At 66.9% G+C, this 14109-nt stretch carries 14 protein-coding genes and 3 pseudogenes; 14 read left to right on the forward strand and 3 right to left on the reverse strand.

Going from position 1 to position 14109, the window contains the following annotated elements; translation table 11 throughout:
• Positions 1 to 69: 69 nt before the first annotated feature.
• From BN118_RS10440 to BN118_RS10500, 13 genes and pseudogenes are all read left to right on the forward strand, one after another.
• Positions 70 to 582 (forward strand): annotated as a pseudogene (locus tag BN118_RS10440) (P-type ATPase actuator domain-containing protein); the annotation flags it as partial.
• Positions 579 to 722 (forward strand): cbb3-type cytochrome oxidase assembly protein CcoS, encoded by a 144-nt coding sequence (gene ccoS / locus BN118_RS10445; protein WP_003810379.1) that lies wholly within the window; start codon positions 579 to 581, stop codon positions 720 to 722. The pseudogene BN118_RS10440 and the gene ccoS, both read left to right, overlap by 4 nt.
• Positions 723 to 846: 124 nt before the next feature.
• Positions 847 to 2333: pseudogene (gene ccoN, locus BN118_RS10450) on the forward strand (cytochrome-c oxidase, cbb3-type subunit I).
• Positions 2334 to 2343: 10 nt separating this feature from the next.
• Complete coding sequence (gene ccoO, locus BN118_RS10455) at positions 2344 to 3006, forward strand: cytochrome-c oxidase, cbb3-type subunit II (protein WP_003810383.1); 663 nt, start codon at positions 2344 to 2346, stop codon at positions 3004 to 3006.
• 2 nt (positions 3007 to 3008) lie between these two features.
• Entirely contained in the window at positions 3009 to 3185 is a 177-nt protein-coding gene (locus BN118_RS10460; protein WP_003818560.1) for a cbb3-type cytochrome oxidase subunit 3, read from the forward strand.
• Positions 3182 to 4116 (forward strand): annotated as a pseudogene (gene ccoP / locus BN118_RS10465) (cytochrome-c oxidase, cbb3-type subunit III). Before BN118_RS10460 ends, ccoP begins: the two are co-directional and overlap by 4 nt.
• Positions 4117 to 4207: 91 nt before the next feature.
• On the forward strand, positions 4208 to 5698 hold the full coding sequence (ccoG, locus tag BN118_RS10470) for a cytochrome c oxidase accessory protein CcoG (protein ID WP_014905800.1): 1491 nt from the start codon (positions 4208 to 4210) through the stop codon (positions 5696 to 5698).
• Between the two features lie 85 nt (positions 5699 to 5783).
• Complete coding sequence (locus tag BN118_RS10475) at positions 5784 to 5936, forward strand: lipoprotein (protein ID WP_010930777.1); 153 nt, start codon at positions 5784 to 5786, stop codon at positions 5934 to 5936.
• Between the two features lie 13 nt (positions 5937 to 5949).
• Positions 5950 to 6189 carry a membrane protein gene (locus BN118_RS10480; RefSeq protein WP_010930778.1) on the forward strand — a complete coding sequence of 80 codons (240 nt, stop codon included), beginning with the start codon at positions 5950 to 5952 and terminating at the stop codon, positions 6187 to 6189.
• 95 nt (positions 6190 to 6284) lie between these two features.
• Positions 6285 to 7028, forward strand: a complete 744-nt coding sequence (locus BN118_RS10485; protein ID WP_010930779.1) for a sulfite exporter TauE/SafE family protein — start codon at positions 6285 to 6287, stop codon at positions 7026 to 7028.
• 32 nt (positions 7029 to 7060) lie between these two features.
• A complete protein-coding gene (locus BN118_RS10490; RefSeq protein WP_010930780.1) occupies positions 7061 to 7561 on the forward strand; it encodes a GNAT family N-acetyltransferase in 501 nt (166 codons plus the stop codon).
• 98 nt (positions 7562 to 7659) lie between these two features.
• Positions 7660 to 8583, forward strand: coding sequence for an ABC transporter ATP-binding protein (locus BN118_RS10495; RefSeq protein WP_010930781.1), 924 nt, complete (start codon positions 7660 to 7662; stop codon positions 8581 to 8583).
• Complete coding sequence (locus BN118_RS10500) at positions 8580 to 9341, forward strand: ABC transporter permease (RefSeq protein WP_003810400.1); 762 nt, start codon at positions 8580 to 8582, stop codon at positions 9339 to 9341. The genes BN118_RS10495 and BN118_RS10500 overlap by 4 nt, the downstream gene beginning before the upstream one ends.
• A gap of 15 nt (positions 9342 to 9356) precedes the next feature.
• Here the strand turns inward: BN118_RS10500 and BN118_RS10505 are convergent, their stop codons facing one another.
• Positions 9357 to 10442: an AI-2E family transporter gene (locus BN118_RS10505; RefSeq protein ID WP_010930782.1), complete on the reverse strand. Its 1086-nt coding sequence runs from the start codon at positions 10440 to 10442 to the stop codon at positions 9357 to 9359.
• 199 nt (positions 10443 to 10641) lie between these two features.
• Between BN118_RS10505 and BN118_RS10510 the strand changes: the two genes are divergently transcribed.
• A complete protein-coding gene (locus BN118_RS10510) occupies positions 10642 to 11592 on the forward strand; it encodes an IS481-like element IS481 family transposase (protein WP_014905422.1) in 951 nt (316 codons plus the stop codon).
• Here BN118_RS10510 and BN118_RS10515 read toward each other — a convergent pair.
• Together BN118_RS10515 and aceA are read right to left on the reverse strand one after the other, a co-directional pair.
• Positions 11552 to 12175 (reverse strand): hypothetical protein, encoded by a 624-nt coding sequence (locus BN118_RS10515; RefSeq protein ID WP_227914989.1) that lies wholly within the window; start codon positions 12173 to 12175, stop codon positions 11552 to 11554. The two genes, BN118_RS10510 and BN118_RS10515, sit on opposite strands and share 41 nt — an antisense overlap.
• 371 nt (positions 12176 to 12546) lie before the next feature.
• Complete coding sequence (gene aceA / locus BN118_RS10520) at positions 12547 to 13869, reverse strand: isocitrate lyase (RefSeq protein ID WP_010930728.1); 1323 nt, start codon at positions 13867 to 13869, stop codon at positions 12547 to 12549.
• Between the last annotated feature and the right edge of the window lie 240 nt (positions 13870 to 14109).

The following is a 14109-nucleotide window of genomic DNA, read 5'->3' on the forward strand; positions in this document are numbered from 1 at the left end:
AGTTGGCGATTTCCAGTTTCTCAAATCCGGTTCGGATGAACCATGCATACAACCTATTGAATCTTCACAGCTAGCGCGCTGGCCACGCCGCTGGTGCGGCGCCTGCACCAGGCCGGCGGCGAACTGGGCGCGGCGGCCGACCGCCTGGCCACGCGCTTCGTGTTCGTCCAGGTGGCGCTGGCGCTGGCCGCCGGGGAGGCCTGGACGCAGATCGATGCCGCGCACGCGGTGCCGGTCATGGTGGCGCTGCTGGTCATGAGCTGTCCGTGCGCCATGTCGATGGCCGTGCCTTCGGCCATGGCATGCGCGCATTCGGCGCTGCTGGCGCGGCCCGAGGCCACCACGGCGCAAGGCGACGCCCTGCTGGCCGCGGCCGCGCGGGTGGCGCGCCAGAACCTGTACGGGTCGCTGGCCTGGCACCTGCTCATGACCCCGCTGGCGCTGGCCGGCTGGGTGGCGCCATGGCTGGCGGCCATCACCATGCTGCTGTCTTCGCTGGCGGTGGCCGGCAATGCATGGCGCCTGCGGCGCCATCGATGGGACGCCGCGCCCGCCGCCGCCGTGGCGCAACCCGCGCCATGAGCATTCTCTATCTGCTGTTGCCGCTGTCGCTGGCTTTCGTGCTGGCGATCGGTGTGGCGTTGTGGTGGGCCGTGTTCAGCGGCCAGTACGACGACACCGAGGACCAGGGCGCCGCGATATTGCGCGATAACGACAACTGAGCGCCGCGCGGGTCCCGGAAACAGACGGAACGAAGGCCGCTTGACGCAAATCAAGGCGTCCCGGCGCACGGGGCCGCATCATCCATCCTGGAGAAACACTGTCTTTTCTTTTGGGGGATGGCTGATGAACGATTGCAGCGCAATCGCAAGCAAGGCCGAGACGTTCAACTACAAGGTCGTGCGGCAATTCGCCATCATGACTGTGGTGTGGGGCATCGTCGGCATGGCCGTGGGCGTATTGATTGCCGCCCAGTTGATATGGCCGCAACTGAATTTCGAAACCGCCTGGCTGACCTACGGGCGCCTGCGGCCGCTGCACACCAACGCGGTGATCTTCGCCTTCGGCGGCAGCGCCCTGTTCGCCACCTCGTATTACGTGGTGCAGCGCACCTGTCAGGCGCGGCTGTTCTGCGACAAGCTGGCCGCCTTCACGTTCTGGGGCTGGCAGGTGGTGATCGTGGCGGCCGCCATCACCCTGCCCATGGGCTTTACCAGCAGCAAGGAATACGCCGAGCTGGAGTGGCCCATCGACATCCTGATCACGCTGGTGTGGGTGGCCTACGCGGTAGTGTTCTTCGGCACCATCGTCAAGCGCCGCTCCAAGCACATCTACGTGGCCAACTGGTTCTTCGGCTCGTACATCCTGACCATCGCCATCCTGCACATCTTCAACAACATCGAGATGCCGGTGACGCTGTGGAAGTCGTACTCCGCCTATGCCGGCGTGCAGGACGCCATGGTGCAGTGGTGGTACGGCCACAATGCCGTGGGCTTCTTCCTGACACCAGCTTCCTCGGCATGATGTATTACTTCGTGCCCAAGCAGGCCGGCCGTCCGATTTATTCGTACCGTCTGTCCATCGTGCACTTCTGGGCGCTGGCGTTCACCTACATGTGAGCCGGCCCCCATCACCTGCTGTATACCTCGCTGCCCGACTGGACCCAGTCGCTGGGCATGACGTTCTCGCTGATCCTGCTGGCGCCTTCGTGGGGCGGCATGATCAACGGCATCATGACGCTGCAGGGAGCCTGGCACAAGCTGCGCACCGATCCGATCCTGAAGTTCCTGGTGACCGCGCTGTCGTTCTACGGCATGTCCACCTTCGAGGGATCGATGATGTCGATCCGCACGGTCAACTCGCTGTCGCACTACACCGACTGGACCATCGGCCACGTGCACTCCGGCGCGCTGTGCTGGGTGGCGATGATCACCTTCGGCTCGCTGTACTACCTGATCCCGCGCCTGTACGGCCGCCAGCAGATGTATAGCGTGCGCGCCATGGAGCTGCATTTCTGGGTCGCCACCATCGGCGTGGTGCTGTACATCGCCGCGATGTGGATCGCCGGCGTGCAGCAGGGCCTGATGTGGCGCGACACCGCCGCCGACGGCACGCTGGTCTACAGCTTCGTCGAGGAACTCAAGACGCGCGTGCCGTACTACGTGATTCGCCTGGCCGGCGGCATCCTGTACCTGAGCGGCGTGTTCGTCATGGCCTGGAACGTCTGGATGACCGTGCGCGGCGCGCGCGCCGTCAACCCGGCGATTCCGCTGGAAAACGATAACCGCGCGACGGCGCCCGCGGGCGTGCCGGCGGCCGTCCCGGCAGTCTGAGGAGCATCTCGTGGCACAGAAACAACATGGCTTTTTCTCCCACCAGACGCTGGAGAAGAACATCGGCCTGATGATCATCGCCAGCATCCTGGTGGTGTCCGTCGCCGGGCTGGTGCAGATCATCCCGCTGTTCTTCCAGCACTCGACCACCCAGGCCATGCCCGGGGTGGAGCCCTACGAGCCGCTGCAGCTGATGGGGCGCGACGTGTACATCCGCGAAGGCTGCGTGGGCTGCCACTCGCAGCAGGTGCGCACCCTGCAGGCCGAGGTGCAGCGCTACGGCCCGTATTCGGTGGCGGGGGAGTCGGTGTTCGACCATCCCTTCCTGTGGGGCTCCAAGCGCACCGGCCCCGACCTGGCGCGCGTGGGCGAGCGCTATTCCGACGAATGGCACCGCATCCACCTGCGCGATCCGCGCGCCGTGGTGCCCGAGTCCAACATGCCCGCCTATCCGTGGCTGCAGCATGCCGACCTGACCGGCCAGAACGTGGCCCAGCGCATGCAGGCGCTGCGTAGGCTGGGCGTGCCGTACACCGACGAGGCCATCGCGGCGGCGCCGGCGGCCATCGCCGGCAAGACCGAAGAGGACGCCCTGGTGGCCTATCTGCAGGCGCTGGGCGTGGGCGCGCGGCGCGGCGCCGCCAGCGAGCCGCAACGCGCGGCGGGAGGCTGATCATGATGGGTTATCTGAGCGCGCTGATAACGGTTCTTTCGATGGGAACGTTTCTTGGCATCGTATGGTGGGCCTGGTCGAGCCACCGCCAGAGCGCCAATCGCGAATCGGCCTTGCTGCCGTTCGCCTTGCCCGACGAGGACGGGCCCGCACAACAGGATGGAGCAATGCAGCCATGAGCGATTTCGTCAACGGCTTCTGGAGCTATTTCATTGGCATCATTGCCATCGGCGGCATTGTCTGGTGCGTCTGGCTGCTGTATTCGCAGCGGCGCTGGCTGAGCACCCGGCCGGCGGGGTGGTCGAGGACACCGGCCACGTCTGGGACGGCGACCTGACCGAGCTGAACAATCCGGTGCCGCGCTGGTGGACCTGGATGTACCTGCTGACCTGCGTGTTCGCGCTGGGCTACCTGGTGCTGTTTCCGGGCGTGGGCTCGTACCAGGGCACCCTGGGCTACACCTCGGTCGGCGAGGTCAAGCAGAAGCAGGCCGAGCTGGCCGAGCGCGTCAAGCCGGTGTACGAACGCTTCGGCGGCATGACGCCGGAGCAGCTGGTCGCCGACGCGCCGGCGCGCGAGATCGGCCAGCGGCTGTTTCTCAACACCTGTGCGCAATGCCACGGCTCGGACGCCAAGGGCAGCACCAGCTTCCCCAACCTGACTGACGGCGACTGGCTGTACGGCGGTACGCCGGAGATCATCGCCGAAACCATTGCCAAGGGGCGCCATGGGGTGATGCCGCCCTGGAAGGGCGTGATCGATCCCAGGATGGCTGGCGATATCGCCCACTACGTACGCTCGCTGTCCGGCCTGGCGGTCGATCCGGTGCGGGTGTTTCGCGGCAAGCGCGAGTTCGCCAACTACTGCGTGGCCTGCCACGGGGTGGACGGCAAGGGCAACCAGGCGCTGGGCGCGCCCAACCTGACCGACGATGTGTGGCTGTACGGCAGTTCCGAGGCGTCCATCGTGCGCACCATCCTGGACGGCCGCGACAACCGCATGCCGGCCCACGAGGAAGTGCTGACGCCCGAGCAGATCAAGCTGCTGTCGGCCTGGGTGTGGGGCCTGTCGAACCAGGCGCCGGCCAAGGCGGCCGAGGCGGCGCGATGAACGCGCGCCGGTGCGCCGGCTGGCCGTCGGCCGGCGGCCGCGCCGGCGGCGCGTACGCGCGTCTGCGCCAACCGCAGTACGGAGTATCGCAATGACCCAAGGGACACCGGCCGCGCCTGGCGGCCCGTCCGATCCGCAGCCGCCGGCCTGGCGGCCCGCTCCCGGCCCGCGGCGCGCCGACGGAGAAACGCTGGAGCAGACGCTCGCCGATGTGCGCAGCAAGATCTACCCGCGCTCGGTCAGCGGCATATTCGCGCGCTGGCGCGTCGTGTTCGTGGTCCTGACCCAGTTGATCTTCTACGGTCTGCCGTGGCTGCAGTGGAACGGCCGGCAGGCCGTGCTGTTCGACCTGGGCGCGCGCAAGTTCTATCTGTTCGGGCTGGTGCTGTGGCCGCAGGACGTGGTGTACCTGGCCGTGCTGCTGGTGATCAGCGCGCTGGCGCTGTTCCTGTTCACGGCCATCGCCGGTCGGCTGTTCTGCGGCTATGCCTGCCCGCAGACGGTCTATACCGAAATCTTCATGTGGATCGAGCGCCGCGTCGAAGGCGACCGCATTGCGCGCATCCGCCTGGACGAAGCGCCGTGGAGCGCGCGCAAGCTGCGCATCAAGGCCACCAAGCACGTGCTGTGGCTGGCGGTGGCATGGTGGACCGGCTCGACGTTCATCGGCTACTTCGCGCCCATCCGCGAGCTGGGCCATCAGCTGTTCGCGCTGCAACTGGGCGGCTGGCAATGGTTCTGGATGCTGTTCTACGGTTTCGCCACCTGGGGCAACGCCGGCTTCATGCGCGAATCGGTCTGCAAGTACATGTGCCCGTACGCGCGCTTCCAGAGCGTGATGGTCGATCACGACACGTTCGTGGTGACCTACGACAAGCGGCGCGGCGAGCCGCGCGGCGGCCGCTCGCGCAAGATCGACCACAAGGCGGCGGGCCTGGGCGACTGCGTCGATTGCAGCCTGTGCGTGCAGGTCTGTCCGACCGGCATCGACATCCGCGACGGCCTGCAGTACATGTGCATCGGTTGCGGCGCCTGTATCGACGTGTGCGGCCAGGTCATGGACAAGATGCGCTATGCGCCGGGCCTGATCCGCTATACGTCCGAGCGGGCCGTGGACGAGGGCCTGGACGGCCGGCGCGCGCGCTCGCACCTGCTGCGCCCGCGCGTGCTGATCTACGGCGGGTTGATCCTGGCGCTGGCGATCGCCTTCGCGGTGTCGCTGGGCATGCGCAACCCCTTGCGCGTGAACGTGATCCGCGACCGTGGCGCGCTGGGCCGCGAGGTGGCCGGCGGATTGGTCGAGAACGTATACCGCCTGCAGATCATCAATACGTCCGACCAGCCCCTGCGCCTGCAGCTGACGGCCGAGGGCATCGACGGCCTGGCCGTGCTGGCCGGCCGCGACGGCTCGGACGTGGTGGAGGTCGAGGCCGCCGCCAACAAGCTGGTGCCGGTGGTGCTGCGCGCGCCGCGCGGCGATACCGCGCCCGGCGCCCATGCCATCGTCGTGCAGGCCCGTTCGCAGGACACCGGGCGTGTGCTGGAAGTGCGCGAACCCGCAAGTTTCTACCTACCCGAATAGGCCGGAGCCCCGGCAAGGAGACGCTTTCATGACCGATACGCCCGCTGCCCGCCCCTGGTATCGCGAACCGTGGCCCTGAATCCTGATGGCCGGGCCGCTGGTCGCCATCATCGGCTGCGTCATCACCATCTACCTGGCGATGACGCGCTACGGCGACCAGCCCATCGCCGAGGGCGCGGTCAAGCGCGGGCTGGTGGTCGAGCGCGTCGCCGCGCCGGCCGCCGACGCGCGTCGCTGAAGCGGAGCCGACCATGCGCTGGCGTTCGCTGATGTGGATACTCTGGCCGTCCTTCCTGGCCGCCGGCGTGGGCAGCGCGCTGATCTTCGCGCTGATCGACCCGCTGGACGTGGCCATCTTCGGCCAGGTGCCGACCAGCCGGACCGGGTTCTATACCGTGTCCTTCTTCGTGCTGTGGCTGGTGACGGCGCTCTCCAGCACCGTTACCGCCTACCTGATGCCGCCTGGCGGCCAGGACGAGACGCCGTTCTGAAGCGCCGTGTTTGTTGCGACGCAGCAAACACGACCCGCGCAAGCCGGTAAGATCGCCGCCTGCCATCACGTTGAACAGGGGGCGACGGGCGTATCGTGGATGCATTGCATGTCGTGGTAGTGGCCGGCGCGGTGGTGGCCGGCTTCGTGCAGGGCCTGTCGGGTTTCGGCTACGGGCTGACCGCCATGTCTGTCTGGGCGTGGAGCATCGATCCGCGCCTGGCGGCCGCCCTGGTGGTGTTCGGGTCGCTGACCGGGCAACTGATCGCCGCCTTCTCGGTGCGGCGCGGCTTCGACTGGCGGCGGCTGCTGCCGTTCCTGCTGGGCGGCCTGGTGGGCATTCCGATCGGCGTGCGCATCCTCCCCATGCTGGACGTCCATATGTTCAAGGCGCTGCTGGGCTGCTTCCTGGTGCTGTGGTGCCCGCTCATGCTGGCGGTGAAGTACCTGCCCCGCATCACGGCGGGCGGCCGGCTGGCCGACGCCGTCGTGGGCGGGCTGGGCGGCGTGATGGGCGGGATCGGCGGGTTCACCGGCACCTTGCCCACATTGTGGTGCACATTGCGCGGCTTTGCCCGCGACGAGCAGCGCTCCATCATCCAGAACTTCAATCTGGGCACGCTCTTGGTTACCATGGCGACATACGTCGGCACCGGCATCGTCACCGCCGACATGCTGCCGCTGTTCGGCCTGGTGGCGCTGGCGATGCTGATTCCCACCGTGCTGGGCACGCGCCTGTACCTGGGCATATCGGATCAGGCGTTTCGTCGCATCGTGCTGGGCCTGCTGACCTTGTCCGGCGTGGCCATGCTGGCCTCGTCGCTGCCCCGATTGCTATAGGCGCCCGCGTGGCGGGCGTCGCGGGAGGCCCCATGCTGATCCGTTCCGAAACCCCCGCCGACCAGCGCGCCATCTTCGACGTGACGCAGGCGGCGTTTCGCGGCCATCCGCACAGCGAGCAGACCGAGGCGTACATCGTCCAGGCGCTGCGCGCCGCCGGCGCGTTGACGCTGTCGCTGGTGGCCGAGCTCGACGCCCGGGTGGTCGGCCATGCCGCGTTCTCGCCGGTGCAGATTTCCGACGGCAGCCCGTCGTGGTTCGGCCTGGGACCGGTGTCGGTCGATCCGGCCCACCAGGGCCGCGGTATCGGCACCGCCCTGATCGAACACGGCCTGGCGCGGCTGCAGGCGCGCGGCGCGGCCGGTTGCGTCCTGGTGGGCGAGCCGGCTTACTATGGGCGTTTCGGCTTTCGGCCCGAACCCGGGCTGGTGCTGCCGGACATGCCGCCGACGCATTTCCTGGCGCTGACCTTCGGCGCGCCCGCGCGCGGCACCGTCACCTACCATCCGGGATTCGCGGCGCGCGACGCATAATCCGCCGGGGCCGACAACTGTAGTCGGCGCTGGCGTGCAGTGGCGCGCGGCCAGCCGGTAGAATCGGCCATCCCGTACCTTTCCTCCAGGGAGACGCAGTGCAAGCAGTCATCTCCGTGCAAGGCCTGTCCAAGACGTATGCGTCAGGGCATCCCGCGCTGAAGAACATCAACCTGGATATCTACCGCGGCGAAATATTCGCGCTGCTCGGCCCCAACGGCGCCGGCAAGACCACGCTGATCAGCATCATCTGCGGCATCGTCAATCCGGGCAGCGGGCGTGTGCTGGCCGACGGCCACGACATCGTGCGCGAGTTCCGCGCCGCGCGCGACGCCATCGGCCTGGTGCCGCAGGAACTCACCACCGACGCGTTCGAGACGGTCTGGAACACGGTCAGCTTCAGCCGCGGCCTGTTCGGCAAGCCGGCCGACCCGGCGCTCATCGAACGCATTCTGCGCGACCTCTCGCTGTGGGACAAGAAGGACAGCCGCATCATGGCGCTGTCCGGCGGCATGAAGCGGCGCGCCATGATCGCCAAGGCGCTGTCGCACGAGCCGCGCATCCTGTTCCTGGACGAGCCGACCGCCGGCGTGGACGTCGAACTGCGCCACGGCATGTGGCAGATGGTGCGGCGGCTGCGCGAAAACGGCGTCACCATAATCCTGACCACGCACTACATCGAGGAAGCCCAGGAGATGGCCGATCGCATCGGCGTCATCCGCAAGGGTGAGATCATCCTGGTCGAGGACAAGCACGCGCTGATGAGCAAGCTGGGCAAGAAGCAGCTCGTCATCATGCTGGATGCGCCGCTGGCCGCGCTGCCGGCGCTGGCCGGCGACTACCAGCTCGAACTGGCCGCCGAGGGCACGCAGCTGGTCTATACCTACGACAACCAGGTCAGCGGCGGGATCGCCGCGCTGCTGCGCGAGCTGGACGCGCGCGGCATAGGCTTTCACGACCTGCAATCGTCCGAGAGCTCCCTCGAGGATATCTTCGTCAGCCTGGTGAGTGCGCAAACATGAACTGGTATGCCATCAAGGCCATCTACAAATTCGAAATGGCGCGCGCCTGGCGCACGCTGATGCAGAGCGTGGCCTCGCCGGTCATCTCGACCTCGCTGTACTTCGTGGTGTTCGGCGCGGCCATCGGTTCGCACATGGTCGAAATCGACGGTGTGAGCTACGGGGCGTTCATCGTGCCGGGCATGATCATGCTGTCGCTGCTGACCCAAAGCGTCGCCAATGCCTCGTTCGGCATCTACATGCCGCGATTTTCCGGCACGATCTACGAGATCCATTCCGCGCCGATCTCGTACGTCGAGATCGTGCTGGGCTACGTCGGCGCGGCGGCCAGCAAGTCCATCCTGCTGGGGCTGATCATGCTGGCGACGGCGCGCCTGTTCGTGCCGTTCCATATCGACCATCCGGTCTGGATGCTGGCCTTCCTGGTGCTGACGGCGGTGACCTTCAGCCTGTTCGGCTTCATCATCGGCATCTGGGCCGATGGCTTCGAGAAACTGCAGATCATCCCGCTGATGATCATCACGCCGCTGACCTTCCTGGGCGGCACCTTCTATTCGATCAAGATGCTGCCGCCGTTCTGGCAGACGGTCACGCTGTTCAACCCGGTGGTGTACCTGGTCAGCGGCTTTCGCTGGGCGTTCTATGGGTCGGCCGACGTCAGCCTGGGCGTGAGCCTGGGCATGACGCTGGCCTTCCTGCTCGTGTGCCTGCTGACCGTGCGCTGGATCTTCCGCACCGGCTACCGCCTCAAGACCTGAACGGCGCGCGCCGGCTCAGCCGGCCGGCGACTGCTGGCGCACCCACTGCATGAACAGGACATAGCCCAGCCCGAACCCCACCGATCCCAGGAACAGGCCGACGATGCCAGCGGCCAGCACGCCGCCCAGGGCCCCGATCAGGATGACCGGGATGGGGATGTCGACCCCGCGCGCCAGCATCAGCGGCTTGAGCACGTTGTCGCACAGCGACACCAGCAGGCACCAGACGGCGAACACGATGGCGACCGTGGGGGTGTTGTTCAGGAAGACGTACACCACCATGGGCACCATCAGCAGGAACAGGGGCAGCTGCACGATGCAGATCAGCAGCGCCACGATGGCCCACAGCCCGGCGGCCGGCACGCCGGCCAGCAGGAAACCCAGGCCGGCCAGCACGGCCTGGATCAGGGCCACGCCGATCACGCCCTGGGCCACGGCCCGGATGGTGGCGGCCGTCAGCTGCGCCAGCGCGACGCCCTGTTCGGGCCCGGCGATGCGCACGCCGATCGCGTGCGCGGCGCGCTTGGCCGGGTCGGCATAGACCAGGATGACGCCCGCGATGGCGATCGAGGCCAGGAAGACGGCGATGCCCAGGCCGGCGCTGGCCATGCCCGCCAGCAGCCAGCGGCCGGCGGTGGCCAGGTGGGGTTGCAAGGGCTTGAGCACGTCCTGCAGGTTGGTCATCGCCTGCAGCCAGATTTCGTGCAGGCGTACGCCGATCAGCGGCAGTTCGATCACGAAGTCCGGCGGCGCCGGGATGCGCACGATCCGGCCGGTGGAGTGATGGAAGATGTTCACCAGCGAGTCGCCCAGCGACGCGGTCAGCATGGCGCCGGGCACCAGCAGCACCAGCATGGTGGCCAGCGTCAGCACGACGGCGGCCAGCCGCGGGCGCGCGCCCAGCAAGCGGGTCAGCCGCATGTGCAGCGGCGCCAGGGTGACCGCCAGGATGATGGACCACAGCAGCATGCCGATGAAGGGTTCGGCGACCCGGTAGCACCAGACGGTCAGCCCGCCGATCAGGGTAATGCGGATGGCCAGGTCGAGCAGGTTGCGCGCAATGAAGCGTTCGGCCAGGGGATTGGATTCGGTCTGCATCATGAGCCTCGCGGATTGAAGACGGACTTCCGGCGCGCGGCGTCAGGAAAGCGGGCAACGGCAAGCGGGCGCGCGAGGCTATTCTACTGTCGGCCGGCCGCTAGTTGTGAAGATTCAATAGGTTGTATGCATGGTTCATCCGAACCGGATTTGAGAAACTGGAAATCGCCGATCCCCCAGTTCACTCAAGGAGCCCGGCCGGATGAACACCCATAAGCATGCCCGATTGACCTTCCTACGTCGACTCGAAATGGTCCAGCAATTGATCGCCCATCAAGTTTGTGTGCCTGAAGCGGCCCGCGCCTATGGGGTCACCGCGCCGACTGTGCGCAAATGGCTGGGCCGCTTCCTGGCTCAGGGCCAGGCGGGCTTGGCCGATGCGTCCTCGCGCCCGACGGTCTCGCCCCGAGCGATTGCGCCGGCCAAGGCGCTGGCTATCGTGGAGCTGCGCCGCAAGCGGCTGACCCAAGCGCGCATCGCCCAGGCGCTGGGCGTGTCAGCCAGCACCGTCAGCCGCGTCCTGGCCCGCGCCGGTCTGTCGCACCTGGCCGACCTGGAGCCGGCCGAGCCGGTGGTGCGCTACGAGCATCAGGCCCCCGGCGATCTGCTGCACATCGACATCAAGAAGCTGGGACGTATCCAGCGCCCTGGCCACCGGGTCACGGGCAACCGACGCGATACCGTTGAGGGGGCCGGCTGGGACTTCGTCTTCGTGGCCATCGATGACCACGCCCGCGTGGCCTTCACCGACATCCACCCCGACGAGCGCTTCCCCAGCGCCGTCCAGTTCCTCAAGGACGCAGTGGCCTACTACCAGCGCCTGGGCGTGACCATCCAGCGCTTGCTCACCGACAATGGCTCGGCCTTTCGCAGCCGCGCCTTCGCCGCGCTGTGCCATGAGCTGGGCATCAAGCACCGCTTTACCCGACCTTACCGCCCACAGACCAATGGCAAGGCCGAACGCTTCATCCAGTCGGCCTTGCGTGAGTGGGCTTACGCTCACACCTACCAGAACTCCCAACACCGAGCCGATGCCATGAAATCCTGGCTACACCACTACAACTGGCATCGACCCCACCAAGGCATCGGGCGCGCTGTACCCATCTCCAGACTCAACCTGGACGAATACAACCTATTGACAGTTCGCAGCTAGCGCCGGCTTCGATGGGCGAGACGATATAGGCGAACGCCAGCACGGCCGCGCCGATGAACAACAGGAAGAAAGCCGTCCAGCCCAGCCAGGGAATGCGCTGGCCGCGCGGGGCGATCTGCGTCTTGGCAGCGGCCTTGGCGGCGCGGGCGGCCGGCTTCGCCCCCTTGGGCGGCGCCGCCTTGCGGGGCGCCGGCTGCTCGGCCGCGGCGGCGCGCCGGGCGCGCAGCCAGCGCCAGAAAGCCGGGCCGCCGGCCAGCATGGCCGCCGCCGTGGTGGCGCCCATCAAGGCCGCGGCCGACACGTGGCTGTTGCCCGCCAGCCAATGGGGCGCGCCGCCCACCAGGGCCGTGGCGCCGATGGCGCCATACAGGATCTCGCCCACCGCATGGCAGCCCCACAGGGCCAACGCCACCAGGAGGAAAATCGCCACGCCGCTGGCCAGCGCCTGCGAACGCTCCAGCGCGAAAGCGCGCACGGCCCACCCTACCAGCCGGGTAGCCAGCAGCGTCGCCGCCACCAGCAGCATCAGCGCCGCCAGCAGCATGCAGAAACCAAACCCGAAACGGGCCAGAACCAGGGCCATGAAGCACGCCATGCAGGAAAAGAGGCGTCAGACATTAGCATAAAGTGCGCACGGCCCGCCCCGGAGCCATCCGCGCGCCCGGTCCTGTCCCGATGCGCGGGGGGCCTGTCCCCGCAGGGGGACTGGCACCCGTCGACGGCACGCGCAGATTCCAGGTGCCTGTCCCGGCGGGGACAGGCACCCGGTCGCTGCCGCGATGGGAAAAGACCCCCACGCTGCGCCCGCTGTGCGGGCTTGCTGCCCCCCGAGGGGGCTTTTTTGCCTTGGGGCGGCCCGGCGGCAAAAAAAAAGGGGGCGTCCGAGGACGCCCCAAATCCACCCTGCAACTACACTTGCTGGCGCCGGCCCCATGCGGGGCGGGCGCCGCCCGATCACGCCGCCTTGACGGCCTGCCCGCCCTGCTCGAACTGCACTTCCTCGGTCGAGCCGGTCAGGGCCGTGGTCGAGGATTGGCCGCCTTCGATGGTCTGGGTCACGGCGTCGAAGTAGCCGGTGCCGACTTCGCGCTGGTGCTTGACCGCGGTAAAGCCCAGTTCGGCGGCGGCGAACTCCTTCTGCTGCAATTCCACGAAAGCGCTCATCTGGCGGCGCGCATAGCCGTGCGCCAATTCGAACATGCCGTAGTTCAGCGCGTGGAAGCCGGCCAGCGTGATGAACTGGAACTTGTAGCCCATCGCACCGAGTTCGCGCTGGAACTTGGCGATCGTGCCGTCGTCCAGGTTCTTCTTCCAGTTGAACGAGGGCGAGCAGTTGTACGCCAGCAGCTTGCCCGGGAACTGGCGATGGACGGCCTCGGCGAACTTGCGCGCATACTCCAGGTTGGGCGTGGAGGTTTCGCACCAGATCAGGTCGGCATACGGCGCGTAGGCCAGGCCGCGCGAAATCGCCTGGTCCAGGCCGGCGCGGGTGCGGAAGAAGCCTTCCACCGTGCGCTCGCCGGTGATGAACGGGCGATCGTTCTCATCCACGTCGCTGGTCACCAGGTCGGCCGCGTCGGCGTCGGTGCGGGCCAGCAGGATGGTGGGCGTGCCCATCACGTCGGCGACCAGGCGGGCCGAGACCAGCTTGGACACAGCCTCGCGGGTCGGCACCAGCACCTTGCCGCCCATGTGGCCGCACTTCTTCACCGAAGCCAGCTGGTCTTCGAAGTGCACGCCAGCCGCGCCCGCCTCGATCATGGCCTTCATCAGTTCGAAGGCGTTGAGCACGCCGCCGAAACCGGCCTCGGCATCGGCCACGATGGGCGCGTAGTAATCGATGTAATCCTGGTCGCCCGGGTTCTTGCCTTCCATCCACTGGATCTGGTCGCAACGCGCCAGGGCGTTGTTGATCCGGCGCACCACCTGCGGCACCGAGTTGGCGGGGTACAGCGACTGGTCCGGGTACATCTCGCCGGCCAGGTTGGCGTCGCCGGCCACCTGCCAGCCGGACAGGTAGATGGCCTTCAGGCCGGCCTTGACCTGCTGCATGGCCTGGTTGCCGGTCAACGCGCCCAGCGAATTGACGAAGGGCTCGCTATGCAACGAATCCCACAAGCGGGTCGCGCCGCGGCGCGCCAGCGAATGCTCGACGGCCACCGAGCCGCGCAGGCGGATCACATCCTCGGCGCTGTAGGCGCGCTTGATGCCCTGCCAGCGGGTGTTCTCGGCCCAGTCTTTCTGCAAGTTGCGGATTTCGGTTTCGCGATTGCTCATGGTGTGCTCCTGCTCAGGTTTGGAAAGGCGTTGATCCGGCGGTTTTCAAAGCGCGAATCGTTGGAGAGAGTCTATGCCTTTGCTGCAGGGCAATGCGGGCTTATATCTTATATAAGACAAAAATTTTATATATTGAAAATCAAGTAGTTATATTTTAAATTTCGGATTACGAAACGCAATTGTTGTCTGTGAAATGCCATCGCATTGCCGCGCAACACGCACTTTCATATGACGGAGTCG

The sequence above is a fragment of the Bordetella pertussis 18323 genome, assembly GCF_000306945.1.
In the GTDB taxonomy this organism is placed as follows: Bacteria; Pseudomonadota; Gammaproteobacteria; order Burkholderiales; family Burkholderiaceae_B; genus Bordetella; species Bordetella pertussis.

What these genes read in the sequence shown, in the direction of transcription:
- ccoS (WP_003810379.1), top strand. Translation starts at nt 579, where the DNA reads ATGAGCATTCTCTATCTGCTGTTGCCGCTGTCGCTGGCTTTCGTGCTG.
- BN118_RS10460 (WP_003818560.1), top strand. Translation starts at nt 3,009, where the DNA reads ATGATGGGTTATCTGAGCGCGCTGATAACGGTTCTTTCGATGGGAACG.
- ccoG (WP_014905800.1), top strand. Translation starts at nt 4,208, where the DNA reads ATGACCCAAGGGACACCGGCCGCGCCTGGCGGCCCGTCCGATCCGCAG.
- BN118_RS10475 (WP_010930777.1), top strand. Translation starts at nt 5,784, where the DNA reads ATGGCCGGGCCGCTGGTCGCCATCATCGGCTGCGTCATCACCATCTAC.
- BN118_RS10480 (WP_010930778.1), top strand. Translation starts at nt 5,950, where the DNA reads ATGCGCTGGCGTTCGCTGATGTGGATACTCTGGCCGTCCTTCCTGGCC.
- BN118_RS10490 (WP_010930780.1), top strand. Translation starts at nt 7,061, where the DNA reads ATGCTGATCCGTTCCGAAACCCCCGCCGACCAGCGCGCCATCTTCGAC.
- BN118_RS10500 (WP_003810400.1), top strand. Translation starts at nt 8,580, where the DNA reads ATGAACTGGTATGCCATCAAGGCCATCTACAAATTCGAAATGGCGCGC.
- BN118_RS10505 (WP_010930782.1), bottom strand. Translation starts at nt 10,442, where the DNA reads ATGATGCAGACCGAATCCAATCCCCTGGCCGAACGCTTCATTGCGCGC.
- BN118_RS10510 (WP_014905422.1), top strand. Translation starts at nt 10,642, where the DNA reads ATGAACACCCATAAGCATGCCCGATTGACCTTCCTACGTCGACTCGAA.
- BN118_RS10515 (WP_227914989.1), bottom strand. Translation starts at nt 12,175, where the DNA reads ATGGCCCTGGTTCTGGCCCGTTTCGGGTTTGGTTTCTGCATGCTGCTG.
- aceA (WP_010930728.1), bottom strand. Translation starts at nt 13,869, where the DNA reads ATGAGCAATCGCGAAACCGAAATCCGCAACTTGCAGAAAGACTGGGCC.